This window comes from Bradyrhizobium sp. B117 (genome assembly GCF_038969555.1).
In the GTDB taxonomy this organism is placed as follows: Bacteria; Pseudomonadota; Alphaproteobacteria; order Rhizobiales; family Xanthobacteraceae; genus Bradyrhizobium.
In genome coordinates this window covers 3,206,239-3,219,270 of the sequence record NZ_CP152414.1, presented here as the reverse complement: position 1 = coordinate 3,219,270, position 13,032 = coordinate 3,206,239, and the positions used below count along the sequence as shown (strand labels likewise).

14 protein-coding genes and 5 pseudogenes are annotated in these 13,032 nt (G+C 62.1%); 8 read left to right on the top strand and 11 right to left on the bottom strand.

Annotated elements, in window-relative coordinates:
* Positions 1-28 precede the first annotated feature (28 nt).
* Positions 29-352 carry a hypothetical protein gene (locus tag AAFG16_RS15775; protein ID WP_342739716.1) on the bottom strand — a complete coding sequence of 108 codons (324 nt, stop codon included), beginning with the start codon at positions 350-352 and terminating at the stop codon, positions 29-31.
* A 576-nt stretch (positions 353-928) separates the two neighbouring features.
* On the opposite strand from AAFG16_RS15775, the gene AAFG16_RS15770 reads away from it, so the two are divergent.
* Positions 929-1,129 carry a hypothetical protein gene (locus AAFG16_RS15770; RefSeq protein ID WP_342739715.1) on the top strand — a complete coding sequence of 67 codons (201 nt, stop codon included), beginning with the start codon at positions 929-931 and terminating at the stop codon, positions 1,127-1,129.
* 220 nt (positions 1,130-1,349) lie between these two features.
* Here the strand turns inward: AAFG16_RS15770 and AAFG16_RS15765 are convergent, their stop codons facing one another.
* Positions 1,350-1,790: a hypothetical protein gene (locus AAFG16_RS15765; protein ID WP_342739714.1), complete on the bottom strand. Its 441-nt coding sequence runs from the start codon at positions 1,788-1,790 to the stop codon at positions 1,350-1,352.
* A 185-nt stretch (positions 1,791-1,975) separates the two neighbouring features.
* Between AAFG16_RS15765 and AAFG16_RS15760 the strand changes: the two genes are divergently transcribed.
* Positions 1,976-2,200 carry a hypothetical protein gene (locus AAFG16_RS15760; protein ID WP_342739713.1) on the top strand — a complete coding sequence of 75 codons (225 nt, stop codon included), beginning with the start codon at positions 1,976-1,978 and terminating at the stop codon, positions 2,198-2,200.
* A 60-nt stretch (positions 2,201-2,260) separates the two neighbouring features.
* On the opposite strand, the gene AAFG16_RS15755 is transcribed toward AAFG16_RS15760, so the two are convergent.
* Together AAFG16_RS15755 and AAFG16_RS15750 are read right to left on the bottom strand one after the other, a co-directional pair.
* The gene (locus tag AAFG16_RS15755) at positions 2,261-2,647 is read right to left on the bottom strand and encodes a response regulator (protein WP_342739712.1); all 387 of its coding nucleotides are present in this window, start codon (positions 2,645-2,647) and stop codon (positions 2,261-2,263) included.
* Positions 2,648-2,761: 114 nt separating this feature from the next.
* Positions 2,762-3,127: a PRC-barrel domain-containing protein gene (locus tag AAFG16_RS15750; RefSeq protein WP_342739711.1), complete on the bottom strand. Its 366-nt coding sequence runs from the start codon at positions 3,125-3,127 to the stop codon at positions 2,762-2,764.
* A 158-nt stretch (positions 3,128-3,285) separates the two neighbouring features.
* Between AAFG16_RS15750 and AAFG16_RS15745 the strand changes: the two genes are divergently transcribed.
* Entirely contained in the window at positions 3,286-3,477 is a 192-nt protein-coding gene (locus tag AAFG16_RS15745) for a hypothetical protein (RefSeq protein WP_342739710.1), read from the top strand.
* A gap of 247 nt (positions 3,478-3,724) precedes the next feature.
* On the opposite strand, the gene AAFG16_RS15740 is transcribed toward AAFG16_RS15745, so the two are convergent.
* Entirely contained in the window at positions 3,725-4,192 is a 468-nt protein-coding gene (locus AAFG16_RS15740; RefSeq protein WP_342739709.1) for a hypothetical protein, read from the bottom strand.
* 241 nt (positions 4,193-4,433) lie between these two features.
* Here AAFG16_RS15740 and AAFG16_RS15735 point away from each other — a divergent pair, with 241 nt between their 5' ends.
* Positions 4,434-5,114: a protein-L-isoaspartate(D-aspartate) O-methyltransferase gene (locus AAFG16_RS15735; RefSeq protein WP_342739708.1), complete on the top strand. Its 681-nt coding sequence runs from the start codon at positions 4,434-4,436 to the stop codon at positions 5,112-5,114.
* A 60-nt stretch (positions 5,115-5,174) separates the two neighbouring features.
* On the opposite strand, the pseudogene AAFG16_RS15730 reads toward AAFG16_RS15735, so the two are convergent.
* The 3 pseudogenes from AAFG16_RS15730 to AAFG16_RS15720 form a co-directional block, all read right to left on the bottom strand.
* A pseudogene (locus AAFG16_RS15730) lies at positions 5,175-5,571 on the bottom strand (hypothetical protein).
* A gap of 13 nt (positions 5,572-5,584) precedes the next feature.
* Positions 5,585-5,784 (bottom strand): annotated as a pseudogene (locus AAFG16_RS15725) (hypothetical protein).
* A gap of 366 nt (positions 5,785-6,150) precedes the next feature.
* Positions 6,151-6,522: pseudogene (locus AAFG16_RS15720) on the bottom strand (manganese catalase family protein); the annotation flags it as partial.
* 252 nt (positions 6,523-6,774) lie between these two features.
* Between AAFG16_RS15720 and AAFG16_RS15715 the strand changes: the two are divergent.
* A complete protein-coding gene (locus AAFG16_RS15715) occupies positions 6,775-6,975 on the top strand; it encodes a hypothetical protein (protein ID WP_212454792.1) in 201 nt (66 codons plus the stop codon).
* On the opposite strand, the gene AAFG16_RS15710 is transcribed toward AAFG16_RS15715, so the two are convergent.
* Together AAFG16_RS15710 and AAFG16_RS15705 are read right to left on the bottom strand one after the other, a co-directional pair.
* Positions 6,972-8,054, bottom strand: a complete 1,083-nt coding sequence (locus tag AAFG16_RS15710; protein ID WP_342740913.1) for an FAD-dependent oxidoreductase — start codon at positions 8,052-8,054, stop codon at positions 6,972-6,974. The two genes, AAFG16_RS15715 and AAFG16_RS15710, sit on opposite strands and share 4 nt — an antisense overlap.
* A 170-nt stretch (positions 8,055-8,224) precedes the next feature.
* Positions 8,225-9,729 (bottom strand): annotated as a pseudogene (locus tag AAFG16_RS15705) (FAD-dependent oxidoreductase).
* 185 nt (positions 9,730-9,914) lie between these two features.
* Between AAFG16_RS15705 and AAFG16_RS15700 the strand changes: the two are divergent.
* Both AAFG16_RS15700 and AAFG16_RS15695 read left to right on the top strand, forming a co-directional pair.
* Positions 9,915-10,430: a ferritin-like domain-containing protein gene (locus AAFG16_RS15700; protein ID WP_342739707.1), complete on the top strand. Its 516-nt coding sequence runs from the start codon at positions 9,915-9,917 to the stop codon at positions 10,428-10,430.
* Between the two features lie 69 nt (positions 10,431-10,499).
* Complete coding sequence (locus AAFG16_RS15695; RefSeq protein ID WP_342739706.1) at positions 10,500-11,015, top strand: inorganic diphosphatase; 516 nt, start codon at positions 10,500-10,502, stop codon at positions 11,013-11,015.
* Positions 11,016-11,769: 754 nt separating this feature from the next.
* On the opposite strand, the gene AAFG16_RS15690 is transcribed toward AAFG16_RS15695, so the two are convergent.
* Positions 11,770-12,246 (bottom strand): DUF3833 family protein, encoded by a 477-nt coding sequence (locus AAFG16_RS15690; protein WP_342739705.1) that lies wholly within the window; start codon positions 12,244-12,246, stop codon positions 11,770-11,772.
* Between the two features lie 280 nt (positions 12,247-12,526).
* On the opposite strand from AAFG16_RS15690, the pseudogene AAFG16_RS15685 reads away from it, so the two are divergent.
* Positions 12,527-12,731 (top strand): annotated as a pseudogene (locus AAFG16_RS15685) (hypothetical protein).
* Positions 12,732-13,032: the final 301 nt, after the last annotated feature.

The window sequence follows — 13,032 nt, the reverse complement described above, 5'->3', positions numbered from 1 at the left end:
CAGAACTCCGTTGGGGGCGGGCCTGGATTCAAGACGAACGAGGCGGTCCGGTTCCGACATGGCCGACGGGCGGCGGAAGCATTTCACCCTGCAAGGGGTATCGCCCGGCCCCGGCGTCAGCGCACAGCTGCTCGATCTTGAAGCGAAGGCCCACGCGGAGAACGGGCCCTGCGTCACCCCGAACTTCGATCGCCAAGTTGCGAACCTCGGACCCTGGCAGTACGTCCTTGGCGAAGTCCGCCATGGCCCGGGACGCCTCCCGTTTCACGTCCTCGAACGAAGCGATCTCCACTCCGACGTCGTCGAAGACAAAGTTCTCGTTGTCGGAGGTATCGAAGTAATAGCGCGGCATTCACGAAAACCGGCTGCGGCGGCTGCCGTTCCTGGGCGCCCACGCTTTCGGCGCGCGCCGCGACCGGCGCGGCCAGATCATTCCTCGCGCGGGGCGGCATTTCCCGATTCGAGCAAGTTCAGCGCGGTCTCGATCTGCGCGAGCAGGTTTGCGACAGTCGACACCTCGCACCTCCCATGTTCGGTAACAATAATGGAGTTGGTGCGCTACGAGGAACTTGCCAGTCCCAGCGTCTTCCTGGCCGTCAGACCAGACCGTCCTTCCGGAAACCCCTATTTCGCCGGCGGCCGCAGCGGGCCGTCCACCCACTTCCGGGCGGCGGGATCGTGCAGCGGGTCGTCGTCGCACTCGGGACAGACGTAGCGCTCGCCGCCTCTGGCGGCCGCGTCGCGAACAAGCTTCATCGGCCGCCCACAGTGCGGGCACGGCTTCCGGATAGGATGCAGCATCGACATTTGGCTTCCCCCGCCGCGATCAGCGTAGTGCCCTTTGCCTTGCGGGCACAAGCGATCTCTTGACGCGAACGCCGAAGACCGTCGAAGATCGGCGTCCGTGCTGTTGTTGCAGGGTGGCGTCATGGAAGAGTTCTACAGCGGGTTCGCGCAGCGGGCGCGGGATCTGGCGGACAAGGCAGACCCGTTTACGCGCAGAAGACTGCTCGATCTGGCCAAGAGGTACGACGCCAAGAGCACACCCGGATCTCCCGTCGGAAGGTCCATTCCGCCGCCGCGGGCGACGCCGCCCAACGTGCTGTTCTCCGGTTCCGGCGAGATTTGACTCAGCCCTACCCGTCCTTCGAGTCCGGCGAAGCATTGGCCCGGCTTTCGTAATTCTTCCGCCAGGGCGGCGAGCCGCTCGATCACCTCCGGATCGGTGATGGAAGCGGCCAAGCGCCTGCACCTCTGGGCTTCGGCGAGCAATCTAGTCTTCTCGTCTTCCATGGCAATTCCAGCCCGCTTCCAGGCGGGTCGCGGCCTCCTCCGTAACCGCAAGCGCGTCATCCGTCCTTCAGCGCATCCTTGGTGTCCTTCGCAGGCCAACTGTCGCCGACGGGCCTGACACGCACCTTCCCGCCAGCCCCCAGCAGTTCGTGGGTGGCGACCTCGTCTTTGGCCTCGACGACCGTCAGCTCGGTTTCGGGCTTCCAGTCGAGCGTCAGGTCGAGATCGCCCGGAAAGATCTGCCAGCGCGAGCCGTCTTCGAGTTCGACGATGTGGCTTTCGGAATGGGAGCGGATCTTCATCTCAGGCCGCATCAAGAGTCCGAGGCGGGTCGCGCGGCACGAACGGGCGCCGCAGCCGGCCCGCCTCGTCACCGTGACACCTTGGACACCTGAACCGGACATCCGGCTGCGCGGATGACGTCCGCTGCAGGCTCGCGGCCATCGGCCAATCGCCGCAGCGGGGGCATTTTTCAAGAGGGTCTCGGTTTCGATCATCGTGACGGCTCCTTCAAGCGAGTCCCCCGTGGTTGCGAACGGCCTGGACCTGCACAGGTTCCCGCCTCGACGCCCTGCCAGCGAAACCGTCCGCGACGGACTGATCCCATTTGTGAACCAACAATCGATCTTACCGTTGTGCCGCACCGGACGCCCTCGACTGCGCGTGCACCGAAACGGCAACCATGAAGACCTACTCGCACCAGCATCTCGATTCAGCCGGCGCTTGGGACCGGACCTACCTCGAGTCGCTAATCCGCGAGGATTTCGAGCGATGCCATCCCGGCGAGACGCTGGAGGATCTCAAGCGGCGTGCGTCGTTTTCCAGAGAGGACAGAGGCCTGCTGCGGGACTGGATGCTGGTCGCGGGGGCGCGCGCCGCGGCCGCACACCAAGTCAAAGAACGCTAACGATCAGCAGCAACCGATGTGGGCACGATCGAAGCATCGGAAACTCACCACGATTCCGGTTCAAGCCGGCGAGGCTCCGGTATCAAGTAGCTGCGAGACGGCGGCAACCAATTGCGCCGGCGCAAAGGGCTTCTGAATCAGGACGCTGCCGTTGACGCCCTGCGACTGCCAGTCAGGCGCGCTGGCGCTCGTCATGTAGACCACAGGAAAGCCAGGCGTGATTTCCCTGATCTGCTGCGCCAGCTCCCAGCCGCTGATGCCGTCACCCAGGTTGACGTCCGTCAGCAGGACTCGACATCCCTCGCGGCCATCGCAAAAGGTGCACATGGCCTCTTCCCCCGAATGGACCGAGCAGGCCTCGAAACCGCCGTCGGACAGGGCGTCCACGACGAAGCTAGCGATGAGAGCTTCATCCTCCACGACCAGAACACGAACGGCGTCACTCACCGTCAAATCTCCTCGGCGACCGAGCCGGGTCGTCTCGCGTGCGGCAGTGCGCTGGTCCGCAGTCCGGCGGAAGAGCAACCTCCACCGTCAGCCAGCCAAGCACCATGCGCCGTGTCAAGCCACCGGCACACCGTAATAGGCGTTCACCGAGCGCGTCGTCGCCGGGTCGCTCCAATTCCAACTGCTCTCGTCGGCGTATTTGGGGGCGCCGCGGAGCTGGTCCTGGGAAATGCCGCTGACTACATAGCCGCCGAGGTTGGTGTCGTATTTCAGCGTCTGCCATGGCAGCGGATAGTGATCGTCGCCGATGCCGAGCAGGCCGCCGAAGCTGAGCACCGCGTACGACACCTTGCCGCTGATCTTGTCGATCATGACGCGCTCGATGTAGCCGACCTTTTCGCCCTTCGCGTCGTACGCGTTCGTGCCCTCGACCTTGTCGCTGCCGATCAGGCTGAACGTCTCGCGATCTTCCATAGTCATGTTGACCTCCTGGGTGTTGTCTTCGGGAATCAACGGGGCCACGATGCCTCTGTTCCTGGCACAATCCGAGGCGAAAAGTTGATTTCCCAGGGATGAAGCGGCCGGATCGGATGACGCGCCGCAATGTGCCGGACGAAGTCGGCGAGCGGAGTTAGAGCATGGAGCTGACCGATCTGGAGCGCGATTTTCTGAGGAAGCTCCTCGGTGAATCCTGGGTCAGCCCGCCGACGTTCGACCATGAAATCGTGGCGCGGCTGGTGGAGCTCGGTCTCGTGGAAACCGAACCGCTTCCATCCGGAGATATCGAGCATCGCATCACCGACGCCGGGCGGGCGGCGGCTACCGCGTGAACCACAGATCGGCGAGCCGCGGGCAAGTCGGAGAAACGATAGCCTTGCCGCCCTATTGAACTGCAGGGACCGTCGCCCGCCGTTGAACTACGGCGCCTGTCGCGGATAGCCAAAGGTCTCACGACCCGCTATTCAGAACTAGCGCTCGCGAGGATAGCCAAAGGCGGCGGCCTCTCCGGAACCACGGTATTCTCGCAGCTACGCGCCCTCGCCGGCAGGCGCGATCTCCATCCCGCACCCGCACGACTTATTTGCCGCGCAGCGACAGACTGATCCGCGTTACGACCTCGTCCCACTCCCGCTCTTCGCTCGCCGGGTAGTTGAGCAGGACGCAGTGGATCAGTCCGCTCGAGAAGTTGCACCGGTTGTACCAGACCTTGTCGGCCTTGTAGCTGGACACGGCAAAGAACCGAGGCGTCGTTCGCTTGTACTGAATGCGCGCGGGGGGATGCTTCTTTGCGAGAAACGCGGCGGGTGAATCGTTCGAGACGTTGGGTGCGGCCTGTATCGTAAGGTCGGCTCGGCCATCAGCCGTCCGAAATCGCTGTCCGTAGCCATCCGGCCGGCCGGCTTCTTCGGTAAAGATCGAGGCCGGTAAATCGACCGAGGTACCGGTCTGCGCGATGGAATAGGTCGTCCATCTCACCGGTTGCGCCGAGACCGCGGAGGTCGAGGCGACAAGTGCAAAAACTAGCACCGACACAACCCAATTCATTGGGTCTCCTCCCAGAATCATGAAGACCCGACGAGCGGCGTCTTTACTTCATGAGCTCTCTCCGGACTGGCTTCCGCGAGACCAATTCGATCCAGAGGCGGTCGTTCCTCTGCAAGCGCGTTCCTGACTTCAGCTCCGCGATCTCGCTCGGGGCGCGAGCGGCACCCACCCTCGCGTCAAGGAGCAAGTCGCTGGCCTCCGAGTTTCCCATGGAGCGAAATTGTTCATGCATGGAGAGGTCGTGCGCGCGGTCAAGGAGAGCAAACGGTCCAGGAGGTCCCGCTTCCTCCGCGACGCGATGGTCGACGTGCAGATTGCCGGCCGCGGCATTCGCAGCAGACGGGTCCTGCTTGCGATGCGGCAGGTCCCCCGCGAAATCTTCCTTGATCGGCGGTTCGCGGAAGCCGCGTACGAAGACAGTGCGGTACCGATCCCGAAAGGGCAGACGATCTCTCAGCCCTACATCGTCGCCAGGATGCTCGAGGCTGCCGCGATAGCCAAGTCGGACCGGGTTCTCGAGATCGGCGCGGGGTCGGGTTATCTGGCGGCACTCGCCGCCAAGCTCGGGCGGGAGGTTTGCGCGCTCGAGCGCCATGAAGCATTGGTGCAGCGCGCCCGATCTCGCCTTCGGCATCTCGGCTGCCGCAACGTGGATCTGCGTCAGGGCGACGGGACCGCAGGATGGCCGGATGGCGGCGAGTTCGACGTGATCGTGGTGTCGGCCGCCGGCGCGCAGATACCCGCGGCTCTCAAGGCTCAACTGGCTCCGTCGGGAAGACTTCTCATCCCGCTCGGCAATCCTGACGATGTGCAGTGGCTGACGAAGCTGACACGCGGGCCGGAGGGGCGTTTCGTCGAGGACAGGATAGAGGAGGTGCGCTTCGTTCCTCTTGTTTCCTGCGGGGAGCCGCGGAAGCCGTGACGACGGCCGGCCTTGACCTGGCGAAGTCGTCCGAACGCAAGATGCGTTGGCCGTACCCGTTCAGGAAGCGCTTGCCCGAGCTCGTTCGCGCGCCTCGCGCCGACGCTCGCGGCGTTCTCGCCGCCGCTTCGCCCGATCCGCCGGTTGCGGGAGCGCAGGCAGCGATGGTCTCCACCGAAGGCGCCTCGATCGTCCGATCGGTCCCGGGGCGGGCCTCCATGAATTCCAGCACCGCCCGCCCTTTCTCGGTGATCTTCCAACCGCCGCTTTCGCGCTCGACCAAGCCTTGGGAGAAGATGTCGAGGTCCGGAATGCGCGAGGCGAGCCGCTTCGTGCGCTCAGCCCAATCGCGGCCGCTGGTCGCCAGGATCGCCATGTCGCGCTTGAGGTCGGCCATCACGGCGAAGCCGCATGGATAGCTCACCAGGATCTTCAGCACCGTGACCTGGAAGTTCACCGCGGCCGCCCGGTCAGCGCCACATCGTGGGCGCGCGGGAGAGCGCTGCGCGACCGACCTGTCGGAGACTTTCGGGCGAGGTTTCGCCCTTGGTGGCGGCTTCCAGGATCTTCGATGCGACGTGCGTCCGCCCCCGATCTCGCGGTGCGAAACGCTCTCGCAGACTTCATCGAGGACCGCGCGCAAAAGAGCGGTGGTGGCTGTATCGAACATGATTTGCCCCTAGGCGGGAAAACCCCAGCATAGCGGCGTTTTCAGATTTTGGGAGTCGGATGAGTCGAAGCGCCTGCCGCCAGACGGTCGCTCTGCTTACTCCTATCTTTCCGCCTTGGTCAGCAGCTTGGCTCTCTCGTCCTCCATGGGACGATAACGACTGCTGCGCGGGCGGTTGCCAGCCGCCAGGCCGGACCAGCTCGCGTAAATCGCGCAACATGTGAGACCCAGTTCACACTGCGCCTCCGCTCCGCCGCCTATGGTGTCCGCTCCCGTTCTTCGGAGACGACCAATGATAGCCATCTTGGCCAGAGCGTTCACAGTGCCTGCAAGACGCGCTCTGTTCCATTTCAGAACTGCAACTATAATATTGCTGCGCAGGTCAACATCGAGTTCGCCGGTGATCTTGAGGTAGTCGGCGGTCCAAGCGTTGCCTTGGGAATTGAAGAGGTTCACTCCGCCGCCACCTGCGATCGCGATCAGGGGATCGGCCTCGGCCGCTTGGCGATCGAACTTCGCCGGCTTGAGATGCGTGCCAACGTACCGACGACTTCCAGATGGCCCAGCTCTTCGGTGCCAATATCCAATCAGGAGGTCCTCGCGATCGGGGTCCTCGCAATTGAGGCCTTGGATCGAATATTGCCTGGCGGCCGCGAGTTCGCCGTTGGCGCCGCCGAACTGTTCTAGAAGCATGTTGCCAAAACGCGGGTCCGGCTCGTCGACGCGGACGGTGAACATCAACTTCTTGACGTGGTGCTACATGGAAGAGCCTCGGGCTTGAAGGGAGATCAGTCCCGAACGGCCCGGCGCTGCGGTCGTTCCTATCGAGGCGAAGTGTCGCTGTGGCGGGCCGAAGGTTGGGCGCGCCAATTGGTTGCTCAGATTCGGCTTCCCGATTCATCGGCCAAAACGATCCGTACCTGATGCTTGCGGGAACGGATGGTTGCCCGGCACATTCATTGTGCGGGAGGCCTGCCGGAGGAGGATCAAATGGACAGCGAAGACGCCTTGGCAAAAGTGAAGGACGTTTCGGAAGGCGTGCGTGAGACCGCCCGCACGGTGCGGCAAAGCCTGGAGGAAGGGCAGCCGCCAGGCCAGGCGCTCGCATTTCTGCGTGATGTGGTGCGAGAGGCCCCGCTGCCCTCGCTGCTCGTCGCCTTCATGCTGGGCTGCCTGATCGCGCGTCGTTAGCCGGGAATATCGCGGTCAATCGCAAGATCATCGAACAGGGGCGCAGAGCCTCCGGCAAGCAAGGCCGCCAGAAGTTCCGCCGCGAGGAAGCTGAAGGTAATGCCGTTGCCGCCATAGCCAAAGGCAGCGAAGATATTCTTGCAGCCGGGCAACGCGCCGATCAACGGCAGGCCGTCACGGGTAGTATCGAAAGCGCCCGACCAGGTGAAGTCAACTCGGTCCGACGCCTGCTGCCAAAGTGCCTTCAGATAATTCTTGAGCGCATCAACCTTTGCCGGCGTGGCGTCATTACGAGCGTCAGGCTCGATCAGCGCATGATCATCCTCGCCACCAAGGATGATGCGGCCATCAGCGGTGGTCCGCGCATAATGATAGTTCCGGCTCGCTTCCCAGATCAGCACCTGCTCTGGCCACAGATTGCCTGGCTGCCGCCGGGTCGCAATGGCCCAGCTGGAAGCTGGTTGGGCTGTGGGCTTCACGATGTCGGGTATCACATAGCCGGTCGCGAGGACGACATTGCGCGCATCGATTGAAAGCCCACTTTCAAGGCCGACGGTTGCGCTCTGAGCCGCGCTATCAAAGGCAACCGCATTGGCCTTGAAAAGGCGGGCGCCGCGCCGGAGGGAGATATCAAGCAGGCCATGCGTGAGCAACACCGGATCGGCATCAGCCGCGCCCATTGACAAAAGGGCGCCCGCCCGCGCGATGCCGAAGCGCTTCAGCAGCTCGGCATGATCGAGATAGAGGGATGGCAGATCGGCGCGGCTCCTCAGCGCATATTCATCCTGAACAAGCTTCGGACTGTCATCGACGGCGAGATAGAGCGAAAGACGTGGCCGCATCTCGCAGGCAATTCCATACTGCGCAACCAGCGACAGTAGGCCTTGCGCGGCATGGCGGCTGGCCCGATAGCAACGCGCCGCCTTCTCAAAGCCATAGAGCTGCGCGAGTTCGAACAGCGGCCTGTCGATTTCCCAAAGCAGCATGGCGGTGCTGGCCACCGTGCTGCCGAGACTCGGCAGCTCGCGATCGATAATGACAACCTGGCGGCCTTGCCGTGTCAGGCGCTCAGCCACCAGCGCGCCGGTGATGCCGGCGCCGATGATCAGAACCTCGCAACGAAAGCTATCAGCGATCGGTTCAATCGGCGGCGGCGGCAGGACGGCCCACGGTGTGCGCGGGCTGCGCAGATCATCCTGCTCGATGTCGTCGTCCTTCAAGGCGGAACGCTCCCAGGTGCCTTACCCCGCTAGACCCTCACCGGGCGCAGAGCCGACACGGCCGGGGCATTGATCGGCTGTCCGTTGGGGGCAAAGATCGAACCGTGGCACGGACAGTCCCAGCAGCTCTCAAAGCTGTTCCAGTGCAGATGACAGCCGATATGGGTGCAACTGGCCGAATGAAGATGCAATTCGCCGGCCTTGTCCTTGTAAGCGGCGATCTTTTCGAGTCCCCGCCGGAGGATAGCGCCCTCACCCGGCTCAAGCTCTTCGAGCGAGGTGATTTCACCCGGTGCGACGTATTCCGCGAGATTTTGCAGGATCGTCATGTTCTCGCGCAGGAAGTTCCGCGCCGCTGCGAGCGGCTTGCGATCCGGCGCATAGACGGACTTCCACAGATGATCTTCGCCCAGAATGAGCGCCGTGTTCAGCATCGCGCCCATCACGCCATGGGTCAGACCTTGGCCTGAATCTCCCATCGCGAGGTAGATGCGCTCGCTGCCGGGCTCGCGGCCGATGAAGCCGGCATAGTCGATCGTGTCGAGGACCTGGCCCGACCAGCGATGGTTGATGCGGCCCAAAGCCGGGATCAGGTCGCGTGCCCAGCTTTCCAGACGGGCAAAGCGTTGGTCGGCGTCGTTGGCCTCGCCGCTTTTATGGTCTTCGCCGCCGACAAGAACAAAATCATGATCGTCTGGACCGGTTTGCAGCCGCACATAGTGGTAGGGATCTTCGGTGTCCCAATAGAGCGCATCGGGAAGTTCGCCCCGTGCGATGGCAAACGCGACCACGTAAGTGCGATAGGGGGCCACCTTCGTGTGCAATTGAAAGCGGTCGGCGATAGAGGCGTTGGTCGCGATCACGGCATGCGCGGCCGCGATTTGCCCTTGAGAGGTTCGCAGACTGACCGCGCCGTCCTTCTCGGCAACTTCTTCCACCGAGCTGTTCGCAAAGAAACGAACGCCGCCGCTCGCGCAAGCGGCGACGAGTCCCCTGAGATATTTGAGGGGATGAAATCTTGCCTGGCGCGGATACCGAAGGACGTGCCGGTTCTCGCAGCCTTTGAGCGGCACGCCGACCAGCCGATGAACGGGCGCGCCCACCTCGCGTACCGCTTCTAACTCCTCATCGAATATATCGGCCGGCATGCCGTTGCCTTGAAACAGATAGCCCTCAAGGCGAAGAAATCGCAGGCGATCTTCTCGCTGGCCTGAATCTCCTCGATCCGATCGACGGCAGCGGCTTGACTTTCGTAGAACAGCTTGGCGACATCGGCGCCCCGCAGCTTCTTGAATTCGCTCATCAGATCATCGCAAAGCGGCGCAAGATGGGCCGACGTGCGCGCCGTCATACCGCTGGCGATGCCCTTGCGGTCGATGACGACGACCGACCGGCCGCGCTTCATGAGTTCATACGCTGTCGAGAGCCCGGCGATGCCGGAGCCGACCACGGCGACATCGCAATTCACGTCGCCTCTGAGCGCGCCCGCCTCCGGCAGGATTTCGGTCTCCATCCAGTGCGAGGTGCTAACCATTCTGAACTCCACCCAAAGAGGCAAAACGCGGGCCGTTGACGCGGGTTCCTGCGGTGCTCGGCGCGCGACAGCCTGTTGGGCCGCTCAACCCCGGGCCCCCATTCGCCCATCCGGCAGGGGCAAACGCGCGAGGAACAAAGCCGTATCACCGCCGTTCCATCGCTTTGAATTCGAGGAGCGACGTCATGGGACTATTCACCAAAGACATCAAGACGATGGATGATCTGCTGCTGCATGGCTTGCAGGACATCTATTATGCCGAGCAGCAGATCACCAAGGCATTGCCGAAAATGATCGACAAGGCCACCAACCGTGATCTGGCCACAGGTCTCAAGAACCATCTCGAGGAGACCAACAAGCAGATCGAGCGTCTCGAAAAGGCCTTCGAGAAATTGGGCCAGTCGCTGAGCGGCACGCAATGTCCGGCCATCGATGGGATCATCAAGGAAGCCGACGAGACGGCGGGCGAGATCGAGGACAAGACGGTGCTGGATGCGGCGATCGTCGCCAACGCGCAGGCCGTCGAGCACTACGAGATATGCCGCTACGGCACCTTGATCGCCTGGGCAGAGGAGCTCGGCCACGACGATATCGTGCGCTTCCTGACCACGAACCTGAACGAAGAGAAGGCGGCGAACACCAAGCTCAACACAGTTGCGTTGCGCAAGGGCGTCAACAAGAAGGCTTGTACAGCTGCCTGATCTGGCAGGGCCTGGCGGATCAAGCTTCCGTCGGGCCCGCTTCTCCTTTCGAGGCCAAAGTCATCCGCCATGACCAATCTGACAAAACTGCCGAGCTGGGCTGACGACGACAATGTCTTCGCCGTGGTCGAGACGCCGCGCGGCAGTTCGTGCAAACTCGATTTCGATGCCAAGCTTGGCGTTTTCGCCTTGGCGAAGCCGCTAATGGCGGGGCTGACCTATCCTTACGATTGGGGCTTCATTCCCTCGACCAAGGCCGAGGATGGCGATCCGCTGGACGTGCTGATCCTGCATGACGCGCAGACCTATCCTGGGGTCGTGCTGCGCTGCCGCCCGGTCGGCATTCTCGAACTCGAGCAGAAGAAAAAGGGCAAGACGAAGCGCAACGACCGGGTGTTTGCGGTCCCTGACAGGTCCCCGCTCGAAACCGATCTCAAAGATATCCGCAATCTTCCGTCCCATGCGCGCGATGATCTCGAACAGTTCTTTCGCGCGACGAACGCGCTGGAGAACAAGGAGCTGAAGTTTCTCGGCTGGCATGGGCCTAACCGTGCGGCCAAGACCATTAAGCGGCTAGCCCGCTGAATCGCGCTCGAACCAGGACGAGGACCCTTTGCGACGAGCCATCGCCTGACCAGAGCTTGTGGCAACAATTCCGGGACTATTTGCGGTTCAAGCTGGCGTGCTGTCGCCTCCACCGACCATCCAGTCCTCAATACCTTCTTCGTCTTCCTCGGTGCTAAGCCGCCGACCACGTCGGCCGGCTTGGCCGGATATCTGGTGCTTGAGCCGGATTCTGGTGCGGCGCATCGATCGAGGTTCTCCAAGCTATCAAGCGTTAAGCGCCAGGCAGCGTTCCTGTGCGGGCACCTCGTTCAGTGCGTCCTGTGTCGGATGCTCGGAACGGTGCGTTGGAACTTGCCTGCGCCATCAAGATTGTCGGTGCGTTGAATGGGACAGCCAGGCGACGCCGAAATCATGCTTCTCAAGTTGGCACCAGCAGCGTCTTTTATCGTCCTCACACGGAAAGAGAAAACCCACGCTGGAACTGCTCGCTGCTACTGGGTGGATTCAAACGATCGTCGCAACACCCTGAAGTTGGAGGTTGCGATGAAAGTTGTAAGTCGACGTTCGGCACGGTCAGGACGAGCGCCATCGCCAGGCCGGCCGTCTTTGGCTGGACGCGATGAACAGAATAGATTTTGGAGGGCGATTGCCACAGGGCAGAGCAGCGAAGACGCGCGCTTTCCAGGAGGCAGTCCCAGTCTGCGCTCGCGGTTCGATTTGAGCTGAGCCCCTCCCTGCTCTCTCCTGTGGCAGTGGAGGATAAGAGCGAAGGCTAAAGCCTTCGGTAAGCTACGTGCGCGGTCGCAAACGGGATGCCAGCACGGCCAACCCGGCCGCGGACTATGCAAGCTCGTTCATCGATTGCATATAACCAGTCATCGAAATTAAGCGTGAACGATCTACCGCCCCCTTGCGGTGTATCGCGCGTGTATCTCCAGTGGAACGCGCATCCGGCTTGCTCCCCGATGGCCTCACCTTCCAGTCGGTTTTCCAAGCCGGTGTACTTGCCTTCCTCACCCTTTCGGATCGTCCAATGCAGAGTGTCGCTATGACCATCGTCGAACGTATATGACTCAATGAACAATACTGTACCAGTATCCGCATCTAGCTCGCCGTGACCAGCAATTGTCGCACGCTTCAGTAGTCCGCCAACTAGACTTTCTAGCACAGCCCAACCTTCTAGGCGACCGACGAAAAAGCGTTCGGGAAGAAACAGCGGCGTTGTTCCTCTAAAAGCATCGATCGCCATGGTAGACCCTCGCAAGGCATCTAATGAACTAACCATCCTTTTTTCGGCCGGTTCCTAGTTGGCTTCGGTGATCCAGTCGAAGCGCTCAACCCAGGAGTCGGTTCACTGTTGGTGTGCATTCTGCGACTATCGCGGGCGCGTCACCCACAGCCTTCTTCGGGCGACCCAGCTTGCGATGACCTCTTCTCGTCTTGAAACTACGCGACTTCGGGCGGATACTTGGATCAAGTTTTGGCCATCGTCATTCCAAGGAAGACGATAATGGCGATCCAGATTCGTGATGGACCGTGTTGGTGACAGCCGTCACTTTTTCAACCCAGACCAGGCACGAGAGCTCGCGAAGGCGGAGCGACGGTATCTTCGAACTGCTCGATGCCGGCTTTACCGCGGTAGTCCGGTCAGGTCCGGGGCAAGTATCGCAAATGCGATCGTTTAATCCGAACGCGGAAGAGACCCTGTTCTTCCCCAGGCTAGTCGGCGGCTGATTGGACCGCGCAACGTTGGGCTTTAGATCATCTCGCCCGCGAGAACGCCGGCGCGAGAGCAATTCGGGCTCTCTTCATCAGACACGGCGCCGAGAGGACTCCGGAGGGCCGCTCGCTGCAGCTCTTGCGGGCGTGGCTATCGCCGGCCCAACGTGCACAGTTCACGGAAAACGGTTACTTCGAGGTCACCGGCGGCGATACTGGCAGGAAATATAGGATCTACGCGGGCGCGTCGACGAACGTCTGCGAGCTCGACGAAAAGGGCCGCCGGATGCACGGCCTGTGTTTCATGCCGCGTGGC